21 protein-coding genes are annotated in these 23,304 nt (G+C 70.6%); 10 read left to right on the top strand and 11 right to left on the bottom strand.

Going from position 1 to position 23,304, the window contains the following annotated elements; all coding sequences use genetic code 11:
* Positions 1 to 63: 63 nt before the first annotated feature.
* From QO011_RS18350 to QO011_RS18320, 7 genes are all read right to left on the bottom strand, one after another.
* The gene (locus tag QO011_RS18350) at positions 64 to 1,668 is read right to left on the bottom strand and encodes an inorganic phosphate transporter (protein WP_307274814.1); all 1,605 of its coding nucleotides are present in this window, start codon (positions 1,666 to 1,668) and stop codon (positions 64 to 66) included.
* A gap of 189 nt (positions 1,669 to 1,857) precedes the next feature.
* On the bottom strand, positions 1,858 to 3,057 hold the full coding sequence (locus QO011_RS18345) for a sensor histidine kinase (RefSeq protein ID WP_307274813.1): 1,200 nt from the start codon (positions 3,055 to 3,057) through the stop codon (positions 1,858 to 1,860).
* Between the two features lie 128 nt (positions 3,058 to 3,185).
* Positions 3,186 to 4,721 (bottom strand): helix-turn-helix transcriptional regulator, encoded by a 1,536-nt coding sequence (locus QO011_RS18340; RefSeq protein ID WP_307274811.1) that lies wholly within the window; start codon positions 4,719 to 4,721, stop codon positions 3,186 to 3,188.
* A gap of 145 nt (positions 4,722 to 4,866) precedes the next feature.
* Entirely contained in the window at positions 4,867 to 5,052 is a 186-nt protein-coding gene (locus tag QO011_RS18335) for a CsbD family protein (protein ID WP_307274809.1), read from the bottom strand.
* A gap of 179 nt (positions 5,053 to 5,231) precedes the next feature.
* Positions 5,232 to 5,639: a DUF2000 family protein gene (locus QO011_RS18330; RefSeq protein WP_307274807.1), complete on the bottom strand. Its 408-nt coding sequence runs from the start codon at positions 5,637 to 5,639 to the stop codon at positions 5,232 to 5,234.
* 66 nt (positions 5,640 to 5,705) lie between these two features.
* On the bottom strand, positions 5,706 to 6,623 hold the full coding sequence (puuE, locus tag QO011_RS18325) for an allantoinase PuuE (protein ID WP_307274805.1): 918 nt from the start codon (positions 6,621 to 6,623) through the stop codon (positions 5,706 to 5,708).
* Positions 6,620 to 6,859, bottom strand: a complete 240-nt coding sequence (locus QO011_RS18320) for a hypothetical protein (protein ID WP_307274803.1) — start codon at positions 6,857 to 6,859, stop codon at positions 6,620 to 6,622. The genes puuE and QO011_RS18320 overlap by 4 nt, the downstream gene beginning before the upstream one ends.
* 111 nt (positions 6,860 to 6,970) lie before the next feature.
* On the opposite strand from QO011_RS18320, the gene QO011_RS18315 reads away from it, so the two are divergent.
* Entirely contained in the window at positions 6,971 to 8,563 is a 1,593-nt protein-coding gene (locus QO011_RS18315) for a gamma-glutamyltransferase family protein (RefSeq protein WP_307274801.1), read from the top strand.
* Positions 8,564 to 8,680: 117 nt separating this feature from the next.
* On the opposite strand, the gene QO011_RS18310 is transcribed toward QO011_RS18315, so the two are convergent.
* The 4 genes from QO011_RS18310 to QO011_RS18295 form a co-directional block, all read right to left on the bottom strand.
* A complete protein-coding gene (locus QO011_RS18310; RefSeq protein WP_307274798.1) occupies positions 8,681 to 10,135 on the bottom strand; it encodes an ATP-binding cassette domain-containing protein in 1,455 nt (484 codons plus the stop codon).
* Positions 10,132 to 11,184: an ABC transporter permease gene (locus QO011_RS18305; protein WP_307274796.1), complete on the bottom strand. Its 1,053-nt coding sequence runs from the start codon at positions 11,182 to 11,184 to the stop codon at positions 10,132 to 10,134. The genes QO011_RS18310 and QO011_RS18305 overlap by 4 nt, the downstream gene beginning before the upstream one ends.
* A 106-nt stretch (positions 11,185 to 11,290) precedes the next feature.
* A complete protein-coding gene (locus tag QO011_RS18300) occupies positions 11,291 to 12,409 on the bottom strand; it encodes a sugar ABC transporter substrate-binding protein (protein ID WP_307274793.1) in 1,119 nt (372 codons plus the stop codon).
* Positions 12,410 to 12,599: 190 nt separating this feature from the next.
* Complete coding sequence (locus QO011_RS18295; RefSeq protein ID WP_307274791.1) at positions 12,600 to 13,424, bottom strand: IclR family transcriptional regulator; 825 nt, start codon at positions 13,422 to 13,424, stop codon at positions 12,600 to 12,602.
* Between the two features lie 199 nt (positions 13,425 to 13,623).
* On the opposite strand from QO011_RS18295, the gene araD1 reads away from it, so the two are divergent.
* The 9 genes from araD1 (at position 13,624) to ribB (ending at position 23,297) form a co-directional block, all read left to right on the top strand.
* Complete coding sequence (gene araD1, locus QO011_RS18290) at positions 13,624 to 14,619, top strand: AraD1 family protein (protein WP_307274790.1); 996 nt, start codon at positions 13,624 to 13,626, stop codon at positions 14,617 to 14,619.
* A gap of 50 nt (positions 14,620 to 14,669) precedes the next feature.
* On the top strand, positions 14,670 to 16,739 hold the full coding sequence (locus tag QO011_RS18285) for a hydantoinase/oxoprolinase family protein (protein ID WP_307274789.1): 2,070 nt from the start codon (positions 14,670 to 14,672) through the stop codon (positions 16,737 to 16,739).
* A gap of 13 nt (positions 16,740 to 16,752) precedes the next feature.
* Positions 16,753 to 18,519, top strand: coding sequence for a hydantoinase B/oxoprolinase family protein (locus tag QO011_RS18280; protein WP_307274787.1), 1,767 nt, complete (start codon positions 16,753 to 16,755; stop codon positions 18,517 to 18,519).
* 81 nt (positions 18,520 to 18,600) lie between these two features.
* On the top strand, positions 18,601 to 19,299 hold the full coding sequence (locus QO011_RS18275) for a DUF1045 domain-containing protein (RefSeq protein ID WP_307274785.1): 699 nt from the start codon (positions 18,601 to 18,603) through the stop codon (positions 19,297 to 19,299).
* 88 nt (positions 19,300 to 19,387) lie between these two features.
* Positions 19,388 to 20,023: a DUF1007 family protein gene (locus tag QO011_RS18270; RefSeq protein WP_307274784.1), complete on the top strand. Its 636-nt coding sequence runs from the start codon at positions 19,388 to 19,390 to the stop codon at positions 20,021 to 20,023.
* A 77-nt stretch (positions 20,024 to 20,100) separates the two neighbouring features.
* A complete protein-coding gene (locus QO011_RS18265) occupies positions 20,101 to 21,081 on the top strand; it encodes a nickel/cobalt transporter (protein WP_307274782.1) in 981 nt (326 codons plus the stop codon).
* A 91-nt stretch (positions 21,082 to 21,172) separates the two neighbouring features.
* Complete coding sequence (locus QO011_RS18260) at positions 21,173 to 21,610, top strand: sigma factor-like helix-turn-helix DNA-binding protein (protein ID WP_307274779.1); 438 nt, start codon at positions 21,173 to 21,175, stop codon at positions 21,608 to 21,610.
* Entirely contained in the window at positions 21,607 to 21,939 is a 333-nt protein-coding gene (locus tag QO011_RS18255) for an anti-sigma factor family protein (protein ID WP_307274778.1), read from the top strand. Before QO011_RS18260 ends, QO011_RS18255 begins: the two co-directional genes overlap by 4 nt.
* A 68-nt stretch (positions 21,940 to 22,007) precedes the next feature.
* Entirely contained in the window at positions 22,008 to 23,297 is a 1,290-nt protein-coding gene (gene ribB, locus QO011_RS18250) for a 3,4-dihydroxy-2-butanone-4-phosphate synthase (protein ID WP_307274776.1), read from the top strand.
* Positions 23,298 to 23,304 lie beyond the last annotated feature (7 nt).

Genomic DNA, 23,304 nt, shown 5'->3' with positions numbered 1-23,304 from the left:
GGCTGAAACGGGACGGGGCGGCGCAGCGATCCGCCGCACCGCCCCGGGATTGCGACATTCCGGTCAGAAGACGTGCCGGAGCACGACGAACAGCACGAAAGCCAGGGCGATCGACGCCGGCAGCGTCAGCACCCAGGCCATCAGCATGTTGCGCACGGTCGACCATTGCAGGCCGGAGCCGTTGGCCGCCATGGTGCCGGCGACGCCCGACGACAGCACATGGGTGGTGGAGACCGGCAAGCCCATATAGTCGGCGGCGCCGATGGTGGCCATGGCCACCAACTCGGCCGAGGCGCCCTGGCCATAGGTCAGATGGCTCTTGCCGATCTTCTCGCCGACCGTGACGACGATGCGCCTCCAGCCGACCATGGTGCCGAGACCGAGGGCGAGGGCCACGGCCACCTTGACCCAGAGCGGAATGAACTTGGTCGCGTTGTCGACCGCCTTGTGGTAGCTCGTCACCGCCGCCAGGTCGGCCGCCTCCATCGGCAGCAGCTTCTTCTTGTCGATCAGCTTCAGCGCCTCGCCGATGAGGTAGATGTCGTTGCGGGCGTTGGTGACCAGGTCGGTCGGCAGCTTCTCGACGCTCGCATAGGGCGCGACCTTGGCCGAGGTGTCGGCGATATAGGTCTTGAGCGCCACCGTGGTCTCATCCGACCAGGTCTTGTTGCGCACGGCATCGCCCACCACCGCCTTGGGGTCGGCGACGGTGATGCCGGGCTTGGCATACTTGTCGAGGGCCTGCCCGACCGAGACGGCCGCGGTCTTGTAGGCCTCGAGATAGTTGATGTCGGGGGTGCGGTTGAGGGCGAAGGCGGTGGGCACCACGCCGATCAGGATCAGCATGATCAGGCCCATGCCCTTCTGGCCGTCATTGGAGCCGTGGGCGAAGCTGACGCCGGTGCAGGTGAAGATCAGCAGGCCGCGGATCCACAACGGCGGCGGCGCATTGGACTTCGGCGCCTCGTAGAGCTCCTTGTTCTTCACCACCAGCTTGAGCGCCAGCAGCAGCAGCGCCGCCGCGAAGAAGCCGACGACCGGCGAGACCAGGAGCGACATGCCGACATTGGTGGCCTGGGACCAGTCGACGCCGCTGGTGGCGGTGCCGACCGGAGCCAGGAACTGGTTGGCGAGGCCGACGCCGATGATCGAGCCGACCAGCGTGTGCGAGCTCGAGGCCGGCAGGCCGAGATACCAGGTGCCGAGGTTCCAGATGATGGCGGCGACCAGCAGCGCGAACACCATGGCGAGGCCGGCGCTGGAGTTGACCTGCAGGATCAGCTCCACCGGCAGGAGCGAGATGATGCCGAAGGCGACGGCGCCGGTGGAGGTCAGCACGCCGAGGAAGTTGAAGAAGCCCGACCACATCACCGCCAGCTCGGCCGGCAGGGAGTGGGTGTAGATCACCGTGGCGACCGCATTGGCCGTGTCGTGGAAGCCGTTGACGAACTCGAAGCCGAGCGCGATCAGCAGGGCGAGGCCGAGCAGGATCCACGGCACGGCGACGGCGCCGGTCAGCTCCTGCCCGAGGGCGTAGCCGATATAGACCAGCCCCGCCAGCACGACGGCGCCGAACACCGGCATGAACCATTTGCCGACGGTACTTGGCCGATCGAGCGGATGCTCGACGCGCGGAATTCCAACTTCGCTCGAGACTACATCAACCATGGCGCCAACTCCCATGCATATTCTCGAAACGGGACGCTAGACCCCTTCCATGAACCTCGCATGACCAGTCGGCCCCTGCGGAACCGGTAACAGTCTGATCCTTCGGCCAATATACCAAGGGCCGATGAGCTTGACTCATCGGCCCTTGGCGCAAGCCCGCGCGTTCGAGCGTCACCCGCCCTGCACCGGTCAGCGACCGGGGCCGACGGGACTATGGCCCTCACGCGGAGCCTCATCGAGCGGCATGTCCGCGATGAACCGGGTGCCCGGCCCGGTCTCGGCCCGGACGAAGCCGCCATACTGGCCGAGCACGGCATGCACGAGGCGCATGCCGAGCCCGTGACCCGCGTCCGCCGCGAAGCCGGCGGGCAGGCCGACGCCGTCATCGGCGACGGTGAGGCGGGCGGTCCCGCCGTCGCGGACCAGCGCCACGTGGATCGAGCCGCGCCGGTCGGCGGGATAGGCATGCTTGAAGGCATTGCTGACGAGCTCGCCGGCGAGTAGCCCCATCTTCATGGCGCGATCGGAATCGAGGATCAGCGGCTCGGCCGCGACCGTCACCGCCTCGACATGGGCCGGGCGGTTGGCGGCCAGGGCCTGGCACAGCCCGGGGAGGAACACCGCCATGTCGACGACGTCGCTGTTCGAGGCGCGATAGAGCTGCTCGTGCACGGCGGCGATGGAGGCGATCCGCTGCTGCGCCTCCTCCAGGGCCCTTGCGGCGCCCTGGTCGGCGACCTGGCGGGCGTGCAGGCGCAGCATGCTGGAGACGACCTGCAGCGAGTTCTTCACGCGATGGTCGACCTCGCGCATCAGCATGTCGTTGCGGGCGATGAGCTCGCCCTTCTCGACGAGCAGCCTCTCGGCCTCCATCCTGGCGGCACGCTCGGCCGCCAGGGACCGCCTGAGGTCGAGCTCGGTCATCACCTGGCGGGCGAGCGCGCGCAGCAGCATCCTGTGCTCGTCGGCGAGGGCGCGCGGCTGCGGATCGAGCACGCAGAGCACGCCGATGCGACGGCCTTCGCGCGTCTCGAGCGGCACGCCGGCATAGAAGCGCAGCGCCGCCCCGGCGACGGACGGCAGCAGATGCGCAAAGCGCGGATCGCCGGCCATGTCGGGGATGACGAGGATGTCATCCTGAAGCACGGCCTGGGCGCAGAGTTCGGAAAGGCCGCCCGGCGGCGGCGCGCCGGCTGGCAGGCCGACGGCCGCCTTGGTCCATTGCCGGTCGGCGCCGATGAAATTGATGGCGCAGGCCGCCGTCTTCAACAGCAGGGCCGCCATGGCCGCGATGGTGTCGAAGGCCGGTTCCGGCGGAGTGTCGAGCACCTCGTACTGCTGCAGCACATGCAGATGTTCATCCCGTGGCCCCGCGACCGGCTGATCCATTGTACGCCCTGAGGAGAGATCCGGGCCACGTCCGACGGAATCCGTCGCATCGCCCGGCCTTGCAACAGTAGAAGGCACGCCCCGAACGCCATAGATCCACCTGCATCAGCCGGCCTGATGCAGGTGGATCATCGGCGCGTCGGCCGCGGCGGCGCCTTGGCCTTGCCGGCGGGCACGCCGGTGAAGCCGCGCTCGCGGGCCCAGACCACCGCGGTCGTCCGGCTGTGCACGCCGGCCTTGCTGTAGATGCGGGCGACGTGGTTGCGCACCGTGTTGCGCGTCAGGCCGAGGGCCTTGACGATCTCGGCATCGCCGAGGCCCTGGCACATCAGGCCGAGCACCTCCATCTCGCGCGGCGTCAGGTCGGACAGCCCGGCCGGCAGCGCCGCCGTGCGGCCGGGATGGCGCAGATTGGCGAGCTTCTCGATCACGGTGCGGCTGAACCAGGACGTGTCCTGCATCACTGCCTCGATGGCGGCGATCAATTCTTCCTCGGAGCGCTTGCGCTCGGTGATGTCCTGGATGACGGTCAGCACACAGTCCTGATCCTCGATGCTCACCGTCTCGGCCGAGACCAGGCAATCCAGGATGTCGCCCTGCCGGGTGCGCAGCTGGATCTCGGCGCTGCGGACGCTGCCGTTGCGCAGGATGGCCCGCTCCAGATCACGCCGCGCGGCCATGCCGGTCCAGATCGGCAGGTCGGCATGGCCGTCCCCGACCAGATCCTCCCTGGCATAGCCGAACACGGACACGAAGGCGTCGTTGACGTCGAGGGGACGCAGGCCCTCCCGCGTCGACAGCACGGTCGGCACCGGCGTCAGGCGGAACGAGCGGGCGAAGCGCTCCTCGCTCTGGCGCAGGGCCTCCTCGGCCCGCCGGCGCGGCTCCATGTCCATGAAGGTGAAGAGCATGCAGGCCTCCTCGCCGACCTCCAGCGGCTGGCCGGCGACGATGACGCTCCTGGATCCGCCGTCGCCGAGCCGGAGCCTTGCCCCCATCTGGGGAATGGTCCTGCCTTCACGCAGGCCGGCGATGGCGGCATCCTTGTTCGCCGCGTCCGCCAGCACGTCGATCTCATAGGTCGAGCGGCCGATAATGTCCTGCCGCGAGAAGCCGCTCAGCTCAAGGAACCCCTGGTTGACCTTGATGTAGCGCAGGTCGGACCGTCGGCAGATGATGGCGGGCGCCGGGTTGGCCGCGAAGGTGCGCTCGAAGCGTTCCTCGGCGGTGAAGCGCTCGGTCAGGTCCTGCACGACGAGAACGCCGGATTCGGCCTGGCCCTTGGCATCGGTCAGGGCAAAGCCGCGCCATTGCAGGACGGCGCGCCAGGCTTCTTCCTTGGGCGCCAGGCCGCGCACCTCCGTCACCATGTCCTGGAAGGCTTCGCCGGCGAGCAGCCGGTCCAGCGGATATTGGCCGTCCGTGAGCGGATGCTTGTTGCGATAGGTGAGCTGGAAGCGCTCGCGATAGCCCGAGGCGGTGGCGCCGAGGCCGGCGAGATCCGCGGCGCGGTGCAGGGCGAGCGCCCTCTCGTTCGCCCAGACGATGCCTGCGCCGGGGTCGACGAGCAGGATGCCCTCGCCGAGCCCGGCGATGATCTCCTGCAATTGCCGCCTGTCGACCTGGCGCCGCAAGATCGCCTCGTCCGGGATGGTTTCGGTCATGGGCCTGCCCTCGCCCGGCCTTCGAAGACCGGACGGCGAGCATAGGGCTCCGCACCGGAATGGACAGGCCCCTCGCGGGCATGCGCGTGCCTCGGCGCGCGGCCGGGCGACGATCGCCGCCGCCCGGTCGCGGGGAACGCCGGCGCTACGGCCGCTTCAGGGCGTCCCGCGCCGCGTCCTTGGCGCCGCCGATGGCGTTCTGCACCTTGCCGGCAGCCTTCTCGGCCTTGCCCTCGGCCTCGGTCCTGGCGTCGCCGGTGACCTTGCCGACCGCTTCCTTGATCGCCCCCTTCGCCTGCCTGGCCGCGCCTTCGATCCGGTCCTTGTCCATGGTTCGTCTCCAACATCGGGGTGGCCGGCGAGGTTCGACGCCGGACTGCCGAGGACGCTAGGCTGGGTCCGGGACACGCAAAAGATGCAGGCGGATCAGCCGGACTGATGCACATGCACCAGCGGGTGGGCTTGCGGGCGGCGCGGGGCCTCCGCCGGACGGCGGCGGTCCGCCGCCCGTCAGGGATGCATGCGGGCGCCCTTGGTGATCTTGTCCACCAGCTTCCGGTCCTCGCGCAGCGCCAGCCCGACCACCGTCATCTCCTCCGGGCGACGTCCGCGGACGGTCTCCCGGTTGGCCGCGTCATGGCCGGTGCGGAACATGTCCTCGATATAGAGGGAGAGGCGCACGCCCCGCTCCATGGCCCGGCGATAGATCGCCGCGATGGTGTCGGCATCGGCGGCGAGGACGATGGCGGGCTGGATCAGCAGCCGGTTGTAGCCGTTGCCGGCGGCATCCTCATAGGGCTCGCCGAGCAGCGCTCCATTCGCTCCGATGATGCCGCTGGTCAGGAAGACGGTGACGTTCAGCTTCTGCCAGGTGGCGAGATCGTCGCGGACGACGATCGCGATCTTGGTGTCGAACATCGCCTTCCGTCCCTTCCTCGGACTTATTTTGCCGGCTTATCGACGCAGCGCCACCGAGTCCACCCCTCAGGCCGGCCGCACCCGGCGCCAGTGCCGGGCGATGTCGACGCGGCGCGTCACCCAGACCTTGTCGTGCCCGAGCACATAGTCGACGAAGCGCTCCAGCCCGGCCGACTTGCCGGGCCGGCCGACGAGCCGGCAATGCAGGCCGACCGAGAACATCTTCGGGCTGCCCTCGGCGCCCTCGCGGTAGAGCACGTCGAACGTGTCCTTGAGATAGGTGAAGAACTGCTCGCCGGTGTTGAAGCCCTGCGCCGTGGCGAAGCGCATGTCGTTGGCTTCGAGGGTGTAGGGGATGATCAGGTGCGGGCCCCTGGGTCCCGCCACCCAGTAGGGCAGGTCGTCGGCATAGCTGTCGGAGGAATAGAGGAAGCCGCCCTCCTCCATGACGAGGTCGGCCGAGTTCATCGAGGCGCGGCCGAGATAGAAGCCGTAGGGCCGCTCGCCCGTCACCTCGCGGTGCATGCGGACGGCTTCCTCCAGGTGCTGGCGCTCGACGTCGCGCGGCACGTCCTTGTACTCGATCCATTTCAGGCCGTGGCTGGCGATCTCCCAGTCGGCCTCGCGCATGGCCGCAACCTGCTCGGGACTGCGCATCAGCGCGGTGGCGACGCCGTAGACGGTCAGCGGCACCTTGCGGCCGGTGAACAGGCGCCAGAGCCGCCAGAAGCCGGCACGGGCGCCGTATTCGTAGATCGACTCCATGTTCCAGTGGCGCTGGTTCGGCCAGTTGGCGGCACCCATGATGTCGGACAGGAAGGCTTCCGAATAGGGATCGCCGTGCAGGATGTTGTTCTCGCCGCCCTCCTCGTAGTTGAGCACGAACTGCACGGCGACGCGCGCGTCGCCCGGCCATTGCGGCTGCGGCGGCGTGCGGCCATAGCCGCGGAGGTCGCGGGGATAGGGCGCGGCGGGATCGATCATCGCTTGAACGCCGGCTCGACCCTGAAGGCGGCGCGCACGAACACGAAGATGGCGAACAGCGCCGCCAGGCCGAACACCACCTGCAGAATGGTCTCGACGGTCGAGCCGAGCTGGAACCAGCCGGCGATCGCCCAGCCCGAGGCCCAGGCGGCGCCCATGAGCTCGGTGCCGATCAGGATGGCGGCGGAAAGGATGGTGGTGACGCTGGGCCAGTTGATCGTTCGGTCGGCAGGCATGAGTTGGTCCGTCGTGAGGCTGTCCTAGCCTCTATACCATGGCGGCCGGCTTTGCTACGCCGCAGCGTGCGGCGCCGGTCCGGACGACGCGCACCCGTCGGAGCAGCAGCCATGATCGAGACCCCGGTGTTCGCCCATGCCGCCGTCGCCGCCCCGCACCGCCTGGCGGCCGAGACCGGGCAGCGCATCCTGATCCAGGGCGGCAACGCGCTGGAGGCCATGGTGGCGATGGCGGCGACGATCGCCGTGGTCTATCCCCACAACAATGCGCTCGGCGGCGACGGCTTCTGGCTCGTCGCGGACCGGGCCCGGCGCGTGCATTTCATCGACGCCTGCGGGCCCGCCGGGGCCGGAGCGGGGATACCGGCCTATCGCGACCTCGGCCACGACACCATCCCGCCGCGTGGCCCCCTGGCGGCGCTCACCGTTCCCGGCACGGTCGGCGGCTGGATGCTGGCGCTGGAGATGGCGAAAGCCTTCGGCGGCCGCCTGCCGCTCGACATGCTCATGGGCGATGCCATCCGGCATGCGCGCGAGGGCGTGCCGGTCTCGGCCTCCCAGGCCCGGGTGGCGCCGGAGGCCTTCGCGGCGCTGCGGGAGGTGCCGGGCTTCGCGCCGCTGTTCATGCGCGAGGGCCAGCCGCTCGCCGCCGGTGCGCCGATGGTGCAGGCGGCGCTGGCCGACACGCTGGAGCAGATCACCCATGCCGGCCTCGCCGATTTCTACCGCGGCGATGTCGGGCGCGAGATGGCGGCGGACCTGGAGCGCTTCGGCAGCCCGGTGACCCGCATCGACCTCGAACGCTATGAAGCCCGGCTGCGCCAGCCGCTGTCGCTGCCGATCGCCGGCGGCCGGGTGCACGGCTCGCCGCCGCCGACGCAGGGCCTGTCGACGCTGGTGAGCCTCGGCCTGTTCGAGCGGCTCGGCGTGCGCCGCGCCGAGAGCTTCGAGCACATCCACGGGCTGATCGAGGCGGTGAAGCGCGCCACCGCGGTGCGCGACCGGGTGGTGACGGATCCGGACCACCTGACCGAGGACCCCGCCGCTTTCCTGGCGCCGGCCTTCCTCGACCGGCAGGCGGCCGCGATCTCCAGGACCAGCGCCGCCCCCGCCCCGCCGCTCGACGCCAAGGGCGACACGGTCTGGATGGGCGCCGTCGACCAGGACGGCCTGGCGGTCAGCTTCATCCAGTCGGTGTTCTGGGATTTCGGCTCGGGCCTGGTGCTCCCGCGCACCGGCGTGCTGATGCAGAACCGCGGCCTGTCCTTCTCGCTCGACCCGTCGGCGCGCAACCCGCTGCACCCCGGGCGCAAGCCGTTCCACACGCTCAACCCGGCCCTGGCCCTGTTCGACGACGGCGCCGTGATGCCGTTCGGCACGATGGGCGGCGAGGCGCAGCCGCAGATCCTGGCGCAGCTCTTCTCGCGCGTGCGCCTCGGCCTCAGCCTGGCCGAGGCGATCGATGCGCCGCGCTTCGTGCTGGGCCGCCAGCCCGGCGAACGGGAGGTGGTGCTGAGGCTGGAGAACCGCTTCGACGAGGCCCTGATCCAGGCCCTCGGGCGGGCCGGCCACCCCGTGGCGGTCGAGGCCGTGCCCTATGCCGACCAGTTCGGCCATGCCGGCGCCCTGCGGCGCCACCGCCGCGACGGCCGCGTCGAGGCGGCGCACGATCCGCGCGCCGACGGCGGCGCGATGGGGGTGTGACCCCGCGCCGCCAAAGCGTCTTGCAATTCGGCGGGAACGCCGAGGATCGCAAGGACGCGTCGGGACAATGAATGAGAGCAAAGCAGCGTTTCCATCGAAACGCGCTTTGCTCTCGACTCAGGACGCTTCGAGCGTGGCGATCTCGGCGGCGAGGGCCGCCAGGCTCTCGGCCTCGCCCGGCACCGCCCGGCCGGCGATGTCGCCGCGCGCCAGCACGATCACCGCATCGGCGACCTCGTGCATCTCCGGCACCTCGGTGCAGAACAGCACGACCGCCCGTCCGCCGCGGGCGAAGGCGCGCAGCAGCGCGTAGATGTCGCGCTTGCTGGCGACATCGACGCCGCGCGTCGGCTCTTCGACCACGAGGATGTCCGGATCCTCCTCGATCGCGGCGCCGAGCACGACCTTCTGCTGATTGCCGCCGCTGAGCGAGGTGATCGGATGGTCCGGGCTGCCCGCCTTGATGGTGTAGCGGGCAATGCCGCGCGCAGCGATCTCGGCGATGCGGCCGTGGTCGAGAAGGGGGAAGGGCGCGCTGAGCCGGCGCCAGCCGAGGCGGGCCGCCAGGCTGTCGCCGACGCTGAGATTGTGGAAGACGGTCTGCCGGCGGCTTGCGGCGAGATAGGCCGGGCGGGGCTTGCCACCGCCAGGGCCGGCGAGGACGCCGACGGATCGCCGGAAGCCGCCGATCGCCTGGGCGAGCTCGCGCGCCCCCGATCCCTCCACGCCCGCCAGGACGGTGACGGCGCCGGCGGGAAGGTCGAGCGAGACGTCGCGGAACAGGCCGCCGGGGTCGCCGAGGCCGCGCAGCGACAGGGCCGGCGTCACGGCCGCCGGCGCCGCCGGCCCGGGGGCGGGCTCGCAGGCCTGGGCGGAAGCCAGGCCGATGGTCAGCTCGGCGGCGATGCCCGCCTCGGTCACGCTCCCCGCGATCTCGCCGCGGATGCGCCCGTCGCGCAGGATCAGCACCCGGCGGCAGCAGCGCACGAAGTCGCTCAGCCTGTGGGTGATCAGGATGACGATGCGGCCGCTGTCGGCGAGCTCGCGCATCGTGGCGAAGAGGGCGCGGGATTCGGCCTCCGTCAGGGCCGAGTTCGGCTCGTCGAACAGGAAGACGTCGGCCTCGCACAGGATGGCCCGGGCGATCTCGACGCGCTGCTGCACCGCGAGCGACAGGTCCGCCAGGGCGTAGTCGGCATAGGCGGCGATGCCGAGCGCGGCGAGCGTCGGTCCGACGTCCCGCGCCGCCTCCATGCGCCCGAGGGCGCGGGCCTCGCGCCCGACCGCCAGGTTCTCGCGCACCGTCATGTTCGGCCAGAGCTGCGGCTCCTGGTGCACGACCGCGACCGAGCGCCAGGGCTCGGCCGCCTCGCGGCCGTCGCGCACCAGGCGGATGGTGCCGCTGTCCGGCATTTCCTCCCCGGCGAGCATGCGCATCAGCGTCGACTTGCCGGCGCCGTTCGGACCGGCGATGCCGACGATCTCGCCGGCGGCGATGCCGAGGTCGAGCCCGTCCAGGGCCCGGGTGGCGCCGTAGCGCTTGGCCACCCCGCGGACGTCGAGGGTGATCATGCCGCGCGCTCGGCCGAGCGCTGCCCGGCATGGCGGATCAGCTTCTGCGAGGCGATGTCGAGCCAGACCGCGCCGATGGTCACCAGGCCGATGAACAGGAGCTGGGCGAAGGAGCCGACGCCGAGCAGGGCGAGCCCATTGTTGAGCAGCGCCAGCAGGACGGCGCCGAGCAGCGTGCCGAGGATGGTGCCGCGGCCGCCGTTGAGGCTGGCGCCACCGATCACCACCGCGGCGATGACGGAGAACAGCAGCGAGCCGGACTGGCTCGGCCCGACCGAGCCGACATAGGAGAAGTCGATGATGCCGGCGATCGCCGCGATGAGGCTGCTGAGCACGAAGACGATGTATTTGTACTTCTTCACCGGCAGGCGGGCGATGCGCGCCGCATCCGGGTTGCCGCCGATGGCCACCAGGCGGAAGCCGAACACGGTGCGATGGCGCAGCACCCAGAACAGGACGAAGGCCGCCGCCAGCCACAGCGTCTCGACCGGAATGCCGAAGGGCAGGAGCGCGCCGCCAAGATTGTGGAACAGGGACAGCTCCCACTCCGGCGGCAGCGGGTCGTTATAGGCCGGGGTGAAGGTCGAGGCGTTGCTGACCAGGAGCTGCAGGCTCTCGGCGACGTTGAGCATGCCGAGCGTGGCGATGAAGGAGGGCAGCCCCGCCCGCACGGTGAAGAAGCCGTTGAGCAGGCCGACCAGCACGGCGATGGCGACGGCCGCCAGCAGGGCCGGGATCAGCGGCGTGGTGAAGGGCAGGCTGCCGCCGCCGAGCCAGAGCGTGGCGGTGACGATGGCGCTGAGGCCGTAGACGGCGCCGACGGAGAGGTCGATCTCGCCGAGCAGGATCACCAGCTTCTGGGCGAAGGCGACCATGCCGAGGGCGACCATGGAGCGCAGCAGCGTCAGCAGGTTCTCGAAGCTGAGAAAGGCCGCCCGCTGCGACTGGACAATGGCGGCGATGACCAGGATGGCCAGGAAGAGGCCGAGGGTTCTCAGGCTGTTGAGCGCCCTCTGGGTGCCGAGAGCGCGCAGGAAACGGGTCCGCATCTTACCTTCCGATCGTGGGCGTGGCGCCGTCGCGGGCGCGGGCATGGCGCGTCGGGCCATGCGGGAATTGACCGGGGCGGCATGGCCGCCCCGGATCGGCCGGCCGTCACTTCGAGGCCTGGCGCAGCCTCTCCTTGGCATCGTCCACGGTGATCTCGCCCTCGCCGCCGGCCTTGGTGATGACGATGGGCTTGAGGTACTGCAGCGGGTCGGCGGGCACCTCGCCCTTGGCGAGGAAGCGGGCGCATTGCTCGACCGGGGCCTGCGCCTGGTAGTCGAAGCCCTGGTCGATGGTGACGAGGGTGGTGCCGGCGGCGATGGAATCGAGGATCGGGCCGGAGACGTTGAAGCCCGACGTGAACACCTTGCCGGCGAGGTTGAGGTTGCGGATGACGTTGCCGACGCCCTCGACGCCCTGGTCGGTGTGGAAGAACAGGGTGATGTCGGGATTGGCGGTCAGGAAAGGCGTCACCGAGTTGAGGACCTCCTGGGTGGTGAAGTTCTTGCCGGTCGGGATGCCGTGCTTGGCGTCGTTGAAGAACTTCGCATCGGGGAAGACCTGCCTGTAGCCGGCCTCGAAGCCGGTCATGCGCTCCTGCGCCCAGGGCTGGTCGGGCGCGCCGCTGCCCATGGCGATGCGGTCGACCGCGATGCCGCGCTGCTTGACCAGCTCGGCGGTCGCCCGGCCGTTGATGGTGCCGGCCTGCTTCTCGTTCAGGGCGTAGAAGGCGAAGCGCTTGGCCTTGGGCGCATCGATGTTGAGGGTGAACACAGGCACGCCGGCATCGGCATATTTGTTGATGATGCCGGTGAACTGGTTGGGCAGCGGCGGCTGGATGGCGAGGCAGTCGACCTGGCCGGCGTTGAGCAGGGTCTCCAGCTCGGAGAGCTGCCTGGCGGTGTCCGGCGTCACCGGGCCGGTGAGCCGGCATTCCGCCGCCATGCCGTCCTTCTCGGCCTGGTCGCAGCCGCGCTTCATGCCGATGCGCATCTCGGCGCCCTGGATCGGGATGCCGGTGCCCTCGATGTCGACCACCACGTTCGGCTTCTCGCCCGCCCTGAGCTTGTCGGCGATGCGCGGCGCCAGCTTGAACGTGCCCCAGGGAAACTGCCGGCTGAGCGCGCCCTCGGGCACCGTCTTCTCGGCGGCGCCGAGCGGGCCCGCGCCCGCGACAGCCAACCCCAAGGCGAGACCGGCGACGAGGCCGGCAGTGATCCGTGACATGCTCCACTCCGTTGGCTGGTTTGTTCTGCTATACAGAACTTGATTTTGCTACACGGATATGATGAGCAGTCGTCCGCGCCTTTGTCAACCGCCCCCGGGCCGATCGTGGCGGCGCAAAACGGCGACGCCGCGCCGGGGCGGGCCCGAGGCGCGGCGTCGGAAGGGGCGTCGGAAATGGCTCGGGCGGCGGCTAGCGCGGCAGCGGCTTCAGGGCCGCATGGGCAGGGCCGCCGATCAGCTGGCTGATCCGGTCGGCATGGGCGCGGACGGTGGCGCCGAGCTTGGCGACCTCGATGTCGCCGCGGTCGAGCTTGATGGTGGTGACGCTGACCGCGGCCACCGCCTCCTCGTTGCGGTCGTAGACGGCCGCGCCGACGCAGAGCACGCCGAGATTGTCCTCCTCGTCGTCGACCGCGTAGCCGCGCCAGCTGGTGAGGGCGAGGTCCTCGATCAGCCGGGCCGGCTCGACGAGGGTGCGCTCGGTGCGACGGGGCAGGCCGATGGCCTGGAGCAGCGGCATCAGCTTGTCCTGGGGCAGCCGGGCGAGCAGCGCCTTGCCCACCGCCGAGCAATGCGGCAGCTCGCGCCGGCCGAGCGAGGAGGCCAGGCGGAAGATGCCCGGCGCGTCGACGCGGGCGATCGCCACGGCATAGCCCTCGTCGAGGATGGCGAGGCGCGCGGTCATGCCGGTTGCCTCGGCGAGCTGGTTGAGGATGGGCGTCGCGACCTGGCTGATGCCGATCTCCTGGACCGCCCGGTCGCCGAGATGGATCAGGGCCATGCCCAGCCGGTAGAGGCGCGACCCGCCGACGCGGCTGTCGGAGACGAAGCCGCGGCCGATGAGCGCCTGCAGCAGGGCGAAGGCCGTGCTCTTGGAGACGCCGACGGCTTCGGCGACCTCGGCCACGGTCATGCCGTTGGTGCTGCCGCGGCCGAGCGCCTGCAGCACGTCGAGGGCGCGCCCGACGCTGCGCAGCGCGTATTTCTCGTCGGAGGTGGAGTCTGGCTTCGGCATGATGTCTTCCCGGCTGCGACGCGTGACGGCTGCTGGCTCCCGATCATGACCGAGAGGCGATTGACAAGCCAGCAGCGCCGATCTAGTCGTATAAACACAGAACGTAGTTCTGTATAGCAGAACAATCGCCTTCCCATGAAGCCGGCCGACGCAGGCCGGCGCCCCGTCCCTGCCGGCCGGGCGTCCATCCGGAGGATCCATGCGTCTCATCCAGTTCACGACCGCCGCGGGCGAGCGCCGCGCCGGCGTCGTCTCCGAGGACGGGCGGTCGGTGCGGCTCACCCAGCACGCGCACAGCGTCCATGCCCTGGCCCAGGCGGCGATCGCGCGGGGCGCGAGGCTGCGCGAGGAGGCGGGCGCCCAGCTCGGCACCGAGGAGGCCGATTACGACACCATTCTCGCCGAGGGCCGCCTGCTGGCGCCGGTCGACCATCCCGAGCCGGCGCGCTTCTGGATCACCGGCACCGGCCTCACCCATCTCGGCAGCGCCGATGCGCGTGACAAGATGCACGAGGTCGCCCACGGCCCCGAGGCCGACATGACGGATTCGATGAAGATCTTCCGCATGGGGCTCACCGGCGGCAAGCCGGCGCAGGGCGAGATCGGCGTGCAGCCGGAATGGTTCTTCAAGGGGCTCGGCACCTGCGTGGTGCCGCCGGAGGCGCCGCTCCCCCTGCCGGATTTCGCCCTCGCCGGCGGCGAGGAGGCGGAGATCGTCGGCCTCTACCTGATCGGCCCGGACGGCACGCCCTGGCGCCTGGGCTATGCGCTCGGCAACGAGTTCTCCGACCAGGTGACCGAGGCGCAGAACTATCTCTATCTCGCCCATTCCAAGCTGCGCGCCTGCTCGATCGGGCCGGAGCTGCTGACCGGCGCCCTGCCCGAGGCGGTCGAGGGCACCGTGCGGGTGCTGCGCGAGGGGCGCACGCTCTGGCAGGGCGAGTTCCTCAGCGGCGAAGCCAACATGTCGCATTCGGTGCGCAACCTCGAGCATTATCACTTCCGCTACGACATGTTCCGCCGGCCGGGCGACCTGCATGCCTACTTCTTCGGCGCGCCGGTGCTGAGCTGCGCCCACGGCATCGAGGCCAGGCCCGGCGACCGGTTCGAGATCGACGTGCCGGCCTTCGGCCGGCCGCTGCGCAACACCATGGTGGCGGCGGCGCGCCGGGACGTCGCGGTCCGCGCCCTGTGAAGCAAACCAGGGCCGCGGCGGCGGCCGACCTCGGATGGGGGAGAGTGGGAATGGGTCTTCGTTTCGCCGTCGACACCGGCGGCACCTTCACGGATCTGGTTGTCGCGGACGAGGACGGCACGCTCGGCCTGCACAAGGCCTCGACCACGCCGGCCGATCCGGTCGCGGGCGTGATCGACAGCCTGCGCAACGCCGCCGCGGCGGCCGGCGAGCCGCTGGAGGCCTATCTCGCCCGCGGCGAGATCCTGGTGCACGGCACCACCCACGCCATCAACGCCATCGTCACCGGCAACACCGCACGGACCGCCTTCCTCACCTCGGAGGGCCATCCCGACACGCTGGTGTTCCGCGAGGGCGGCCGGATGGAGCCGTTCAACTTCACCGTCCCCTATACCGAGCCCTATGTGCCCAAGGCGCTCACCTTCGAGGTGCCGGAGCGCATCACCGTCGACGGCGCGGTGCGCAAGCCGCTCGACGAGGCGGCGGTCGTCGCCGTCCTCGAGCGGCTGCGCCACGCGGAGGTCGAGGCGATCGGCGTCTGCCTGCTCTGGTCGATCGTCAACCCCGCGCACGAGCTCGCTGTCGGCCGGCTGATCGAGGAGCACCTGCCCGGCGTGCCCTACACGCTGTCGCACCGGATCAATCCGTCGATCCGGGAATATCGCCGCGCCTCCTCCACGGTGATCGACGCCTCGCTGAAGCCGGTGATGGGCGCCTATATGCGCGGGCTGGAGCAGCGCCTGCGCGCCGCAGGCTTCGGCGGGCGCGTGCTGGTGGTCACCTCCCAGGGCGGCGTGATGGACGCGGCCGGGGTGGCGGAGGCGCCGGTGCACCTGATCAATTCCGGGCCGAGCATGGCGCCGGTGGCGGCCAGGGCCTATGGCGCGGGCGAGGCGATCGAGACGCTGATCGTCGGCGACACCGGCGGCACCACCTTCGACGTCTCGCTGGTGCGGCGCGGGCGCGTGCCGCGCAGCCGCGAGACCTGGCTCGGCCAGCCCTTCCGCAGCCACATGACCGGCATGCCTTCGGTGGACGTCAGGAGCATCGGCGCCGGCGGCGGCTCGATCGCCTGGGTCGATGCCGGCGGCCTGCTGCATGTCGGGCCCAAGAGCGCCGGCGCCGTGCCGGGGCCGGTATGCTACCGGCGCGGCGGCACGCGGCCGACCGTCACCGACGCCGCCCTGGTGCTCGGCTTCATCGACCCCGACTTCTTCCTCGGCGGCCGCATGGCGCTCGACCGCGACGGCGCGGTCGAGGCGATCCGCCGCGACGTGGCCGAGCCGCTCGGCAGGAGCGTCGAGGCCGCGGCCGCCGCCATCATGGAGCTCGCCACCGAGCACATGGTGCAGGCGATCATGGACATCACCGTCAACCAGGGCATCGACCCCACCCAGGCCGCCTTCGTCGCCGGCGGCGGCGCGGCCGGGCTCAACTGCACAGCCATCGGCCGGCGGCTCGGCTGCCGGCGGGTGATCGTGCCGGAGACCGGCGCGGCGCTCGCCGCCGCCGGCGCGCTGATCTCAGACCTCACCGCCCATGTCCAGGCCATGGCCCATGTCGAGAGCGCCGCCTTCGACCGCGAGCGCATCAACGGCGTGCTGGCGCGGCTGGAGGAGGCCTGCGCCGCCTTTGCCGCCGGACCGGGCGCCGGGGCCCGCTCGGTGACGATCGACTGGTCCGCCGAGGCCCGCTACACCGACCAGGCCTGGGAGATCGAGGTGCCGCTGCGGCGCTCGCGCTTCGAGACGGCGGCCGACCTCGAGGCGCTGGTGGCGGATTTCCACCGCACCCACCAGGAGATCTTCGCGGTCAGCGACCCCTCGGCGCCGATCGAGGCGGTGAGCTGGAACGCCGAGGTGCGCTGCCGCATCGGCTCGCCCGAGCCCGGGCGCCTCACGCCGAAGCAGGACTCGGCGAAGCTCGCGCCGCGCCGGGTGCGCTTCACCGGCACGGACTGGCTGGAGGTCGACGTCTGGCGCTTCGAGGCCCTGCCGGCGGGAACGCGCATCATCGGGCCGGCGATCGTCGAATCCGATTTCACCTCGATCGTCATCGACCCCGGCGCCAATGCCCTGCGCGATGCGTCCGGGACCCTGATCATCGACTTCGCCGCTTGAGAAAGGCCCGACCATGACCGATACGGCTGCGATTCTCGACGGCTCGCGCCTCGCCGTCCTCACCGCCCGCTTCGAGGGCATCGCCCGCAAGATGGCCAACACGCTGCACCGGACCGGCCGCTCCGGCATCCTCACCATCGCGCGGGACTTCTCCTGCGTGGTGCTGACCGCCGAGCACGAATTGCTCGCCACTGCCGAGAGCCTGCCGATCCACGTGCTGCGCGGGCCGGACGTCATGGCCCGCACCATGGCGGAGAACCATCCGGTGCTGCGGCGGGGCGACGCCTTCCTGCACAATTCGCCCTATCACGGCTGCACCCACCCGGCCGACCATTCCATCCTGGTGCCGGTCATCGACGATGCCGGCGTCCACCGCTTCACCGTGCTGGCCAAGGCGCACCAGGCCGATTGCGGCAATGCCCTGCCCACCACCTATATGGGCGCGGCCCGCGACGTCTATGCCGAGGGCGCGCTGATCTTCCCCGCGGTGAAGATCCAGGAGGACTATGCGCACAACATGGACATCGTGCGCATGTGCCGGTTGCGCATCCGCGTGCCGGACCAGTGGTGGGGCGACTACCTCGCCACGCTCGGCGCCGCCCGGGTCGGCGAGCGCGAGATCCTGGCGCTCGGCCGCGAGATCGGCTGGGACGTGCTCGCCGCCTACACGCGCCAATGGTTCGACTACAGCGAGAAGCGCATGGCGGACGTCATCCGGGCCATGCCGGCGGGCCGGGTGACCCGCACCAGCACCCACGACCCCTTTCCGGGCACGGCAGCCGAGGGCGTGACGATCAAGGCGACCGTCGCGGTGAAGCCGGCGGAGGCGCTGATCGAGGTCGACATGACCGACAATCCGGATTCGCTGCCCAACGGCCTCAATCTGTCGGAAGCCACCGCCCTGTCGGCGCCGATGGTCGGCATCTTCAACTCGATCGACCATACCGTGCCGAAGAATGCCGGCTCGTTCCGGCGCATCCGCGTGCATCTGCGCGAAGGCTGCGTGGTCGGCCGCCCGCGCCACCCGACCTCCTGCTCGGTGGCGACGACCAACATCGCCGACCGCGTCGCCAACCCGGTGCAATGCGCCATCGCCGAGCTCGCCGACGGCCTGGGCCAGGCGGAGACGGGCGCGCTGATCCCGCCCTCCTGCGGCGTCGTCTCCGGCGTCCATCACGGCGTGCCCTATGTCAACGAGGTCTATCTCGGCTGCACCGGCGGGGCGGGCACGCCCTTCACCGACGGCTGGCTGACCATCCTGCATGTCGGCAATGCCGGCATGTGCTACCAGGATTCGATCGAGATCGACGAGCTGCGCCACCCGATCTTCGTGCATGCGCGGCGGCTGATGCCGGACACCGAGGGCGCCGGGCGATTCCGCGGCGCGCTCGGCGCCTATTCCGAGTTTTCGCCGACCGAGGGCGAGATGACGGTGGCCTATGTCAGCGACGGCAATGTCAACGCGGCCGCGGGCGTGCGCGGCGGCCTCTCCGGCGCGCTCTCGGCGCAGTTCCGCCGCCGCGCCGACGGCTCGCTCGAGCCGGTGCCGGCCTGCGCCGAGGTGGTGATCGCCGCGGACGAGGCCATGGTCTCGATCAGCTGCGGGGGCGGCGGCTATGGCCGTCCGCACGAGCGCGACCCCGAGCGCGTCGCCCACGACGTGCGCGAGGGCTGGATCGATCGCGCGCGGGCCGAGGCCGTCTACGGCGTGGCGCTCGCGGCCGACCTCACGGTCGACCCCGCCGCCACGCAGCGGCTGCGCGCCGGCGCCGAGCGGTGAGCCAGGGGCGGGCGGCGGCGCTTTACCGCCGCCCGCGGCCGGGCTATCGACGGTCCGTCCCCGCCACGGCCGCCCGGTGCCATGCCCACACGCTATGCCATCTACTACGCTCCCGCCCCCGACACCGCGCTGTGGCGCTTCGGCTCGGACGTGCTCGGCTATGACGCCGCGACCGGCGAAGACGTGCCGCAATGGGTGCCGGAGGGCTTCACCCCGCAGGCCTGGGCGGCTGCGACGGCCGATCCGCGCAAATACGGCTTCCATGCCACGCTGAAGGCGCCGTTTGCGCTGGCCGCGCCGTACGGGGAGGACGCCCTGCTCGCCGCGCTGGAGCGCTTCGCCGCCGGCCGGACCGCGGTCGACCTCGGGCCCTGCGGCGTGCACGAGATCGCCTCCTCCCAGGGCGGCGGCTTCCTGGCCCTGACCCCGGTCGAGGCGCCGTCGGCGCTGGCGGCGCTGGAACGCGCCATCCTCGAAGGCTTCGAGCCGTTCCGCGCCCCGCTCACGCCCGAGGACCGGGCGCGGCGCAACCCGGAGCGGCTGAGCCCGCGCCAGCGCGACTATCTCGACACGTGGGGCTATCCCCTGGTGCTGGAGGAGTTCCGCTTTCACATGTCGCTGACCGGACGGATCGAGGACACGGCGCCCGCTGCGGCGCGGCTGCAGGCCAGGGCCGAGGCGGCCGGCGCGGCCGGGCCGGTGCGGCTCGACCGGCTGGCGCTGTTCCGCCAGGAGGATGGCCAGCGCTTCCGCGTCCTAGCCACGGCGTGGCTGCGCTGAGGCCGGGAATGCCGATCATTCTTCCGCCGCACTCGGCGGCCTATGTCTGACCGTCGCGCCGATTCCCGCCGGCGCCCCGGATCCTGAGATGCGCGCCCTGCTCCCGGCCCTGATGCTGATCGGCCTCGCCACCGCGGCGAACGCGCACCCTCACGTCTTCGTCACCTCCCGCACGGAGATCGTCTATCAGACCGACGGACGCCTGGCCGGCGTGCGCCAGATCTGGACCTTCGACGACATGTTCTCGGCCTTCGCCACCCAGGGCCTCGACGCCAATGGCGACGGCAAGCTGACGCGCGAGGAGCTGCAGCCGCTGGCGCAGACCAATGTCGATTCGCTCAAGGATTTCCAGTACTTCACCTTCGCCAAGCTCGGCGGTAAGCAGCTCCTGTTCAAGCCGCCGCAGGACTATTGGCTCGACTTCACCGACAAGCTGCTCACGCTGCACTTCTATCTGCCGCTGAGCTCGCCGCAGACGCAGGGGAAGAAGCCGCTCTCGGTCGAGGTCTACGATCCCACCTACTATGTCGACTTCGAGATGGCCGACAAGGATCCCGCCAGCATCAGCGGCGGCCCGGCCTGCGCCCTCAACGTGGTGCGCCCGCAGCAGCTGACGGCGGATCAGCAGGCGCAGGCCCTGGCGCTCGACCAGGCCGACTTCAGCGCCGCGAACCCGACCTTCGGGGCCCAGTTCGCCAACCATATCCTGGTCAATTGTCCGTGACCGCCGTGCCGATGCCGGATGGGGCGATGGCCGGGGGGATGCCGGACGGGCGCCAGGGGAAAGTTTCGCATACGGTCTTGCTGGTCCAAGGCGCGCGGCCCGGCCTCGCGCTCCTCCTCGCCCTTCTCTGCCTGGCCGCCTTCGCCGGCCACGCGCTGGCGCAGACGCCGATCCCCTTCGGCGTCGGGCGGCCGGATGCGCCGATCGCCGCCCCGTCCAACGCCTTCGTCGTCTGGGTGATGACCGAGCAGAGCCGGTTCTACAAGCTGCTCTCGGCCGCGATCCGCGCCTGGAAGGAGAACGGCACGGCCGCCTGGATGCTGATGGGGCTGAGCCTGGCCTATGGCGTCTTCCACGCCGCCGGCCCCGGCCACGGCAAGGCGGTGATCTCGGCCTATCTCTTCGCCAGCGGCGAGACGCTGAAGAAGGGCATCATGCTCTCCTTCGCCGCGGCACTGGTGCAGGCCCTCTCGGCGATTGTGCTCGTCACCATTCTCGCCATGGTGCTGGGCGCCACGGCGCAGGCGATGGACGACGTGGCCCTGACGCTGGAACGCGCCTCCTATGCGCTGATGGTGGGCGTGGGGCTCTGGCTGCTATGGCGCAAGGGCCGCGGCCTCTGGGCACTGCTCGGCCAGCGCCTCGGCTGGGCCGGCCCGGACCTCGCCCATGTCCACGACGCCGAGTGCGGCCATGTCCATGCGCCGATCCCCGATGCGCGCCAGCCCTGGTCGCTGCGCAGCGCGGCCGGCACGGTGTTCGCCATCGGCGTCAGGCCCTGCACCGGCGCCATCATCGTCCTGGTGTTCGCGCTGGCCCAGGGCGTGTTCATCGCCGGCATCGCCTCGACCTTCGCCATGGCGCTCGGCACGGCCGTGACGGTGTCGCTGATCGCGACCCTGGCCGTGACCGCCAAGGGCGCCGCGGTGCGGCTGGCGGCGCCCGGCAGCTTCGGCGCCGCCCTGGCGCTGCGCTCGCTCGAGGTGTTCGCGGCGCTGGCCGTGCTCGCCTTCGGCCTCACGCTGCTCACCGGCCTGGTGGCATTGCCGGGAGGGTGAATAATGCAAGAAAAAGGCCAGGACGCCCTTGGCGACCCGCAGCTCCAGGCATAGACTGCCTTAAAACGGTCGACGTGCTCGGAGGAGGTCCATGAGCCGGCAAGAGGAAATCGCCACGCGCCGTCTGCGGCGGCTGGCGCGCGCTCTTGTGCATGATTCGGAAAGCGCCGACGCGCTGGTGCTCGAAACATTGGCGATCGTCGAAGGCCATTCCGCCACGATCCTGGAATTGTTCGCGGTGCTGGTCGCCCAGCGCCGGGCCCGCGATGCCGAGTTGGCGTACCGGATGCCGCGCTCCCAGCACGTGGCCCATCCGCAGCCCGATATCCTGCGCGCCCTGGAGCAGCTCTCGCTGGCCGAGCGCGAGGTGCTGGCGCTCGCCCTGGTCGAGCAGATGCCTTACGAGGACGCGGCGGCGGTGCTGAAAATGTCGACCGACGTGTTCGTCAAGCGCCTGACGCAGGCGCGCGAAGCGCTGGCCCGCGTCGCCGACGGCGAGCGGCGGGTGGTGCTGCGGCTGGTGAAGTGACCGCGCCGCGCATCCCCGACGCGACGTTCAACGCCTATGTCGACGGGCGGCTGAATGCCCGTGCCGAGCGCGAGACCAAGGCGATCCTGGACAAGGACCCGGCGGGCAGCGCCCGCGCCGCCAATTGGCGGCGGCAGGCCGAGTCGCTGCGGGCCGCCCTCAACCCGGTGGCGGACGAGCCCCTGCCGCTTTCGATCCTGCTGAAGCTCAGGGCCAGCACGGCGAAGAGCCGTTGGCACGGGGCCGAGTGGCTTATCGGCATGGCCTTTGCGCTCGGCCTGTGCTGCGGCGTCGCGCTCGGCGCCTGGCTGGCCCACGCTTCACTATAGCTAAAAATCTGCGCCTTTCGGCACAAATTTTCATTGAAACTGAAATCTGCTCGGCCTAGGCTGCGGGCATGAAGCTCGACACCTGGCTCCGCAACAACGGCACGCCGCGCAGCGCCTTCGCCAAGACGGTGGGCCTGTCGCCGGCCAGCATCACCGCGCTGTGCAACGACGCCGATGCCTGGATCTCGCGCGAAAGCGCGGAGAGGATCGCCTCTGCGACCGGCGGCCAGGTGACCCCCAACGACTTTCTCGGGCTCGCCTCCCGCCCCGCTTCGGAGATCGCCATGTCGATGCACAAGATCCAGGCCGCGATCGAGGCCTTCGCCCGCGGCGAGATCGTGGTGGTGACCGATGACGACGATCGCGAGAACGAGGGCGACCTGATCATCGCGGCGACCCATTGCACGCCGGAAAAGCTCGCCTTCATCATCCGCAACACCTGCGGCATCGTCTGCGCGCCGCTGACGGCGGACGAGGCCAAGCGCCTGCGCCTCGACCCGATGGTGTCGCAGAACGATGCGCCACTCGGCACCGCCTTCACCGTCTCGATCGACGTCAAGCACGGCCTCACCACCGGCATCTCGGCCGAGCAGCGCTCCAACACCATCCGGGCGCTGGCCAACGGCAACATGGGCGCCGGCGACTTCGTGCGGCCGGGCCATATCTTCCCGCTGATCGCCAAGGACGGCGGCGTGCTGATCCGCTCCGGCCATACCGAGGCGGCGGTCGACCTGTGCCGCCTCGCCGGCCTGCCGCCGGTGGCGGCGATCTGCGAGCTCGCCAATGACGACGGCACGGTGAAGCGCGGACCGGAAGTGGCGGCCTTCGCCGAGCAGCACGGCCTGCAGACCGTGTCGATCGCCGACCTCATCGCCTATCGCCAGGCCCGCGAGAAGCTGGTCGAGCGCATCGCCACCTTCACGCTCGACAGCGAGATCGGTCCGCTGACGGCGCATGCCTACACCACGCCCTTCGACAGCGTGCACCACCTCGCCTTCGTCTATGGCCGCGTCGGCGACGGCGAGAACGTGCCGACCCGCCTGCATCGGGCCGACGTGGTCGGCGACGTCTTCGGCGGCGGCGCCACCATCCGCGCCGCGCTGGCGCGGTTCAAGGAGGCCGGACGCGGCGTCATCGTCTATCTCCGCGACGGCGCCGTCGGCGTGCCGACGATGCCGCACGGCGGCGAGGCGGGCTCGGAAGCGCTGCGCAGCCAGCAATGGCGCGAAGTCGGGCTCGGTGCCCAGATCCTGCGCGATCTCGGCATCTCCTCGATCCGCCTCCTGTCGACCAAGGCGCGCACCTATGTCGGCCTCGCCGGCTTCGGCATCGAGATCAAGGACACGGAAACCGTCTGACGCGCGG

The organism is Labrys wisconsinensis, assembly GCF_030814995.1.
Taxonomy (GTDB): Bacteria; Pseudomonadota; Alphaproteobacteria; order Rhizobiales; family Labraceae; genus Labrys; species Labrys wisconsinensis.
The sequence above is the reverse complement of the archived record's forward strand: the minus strand, read 5'-3'. Positions and strand labels throughout refer to the sequence as shown.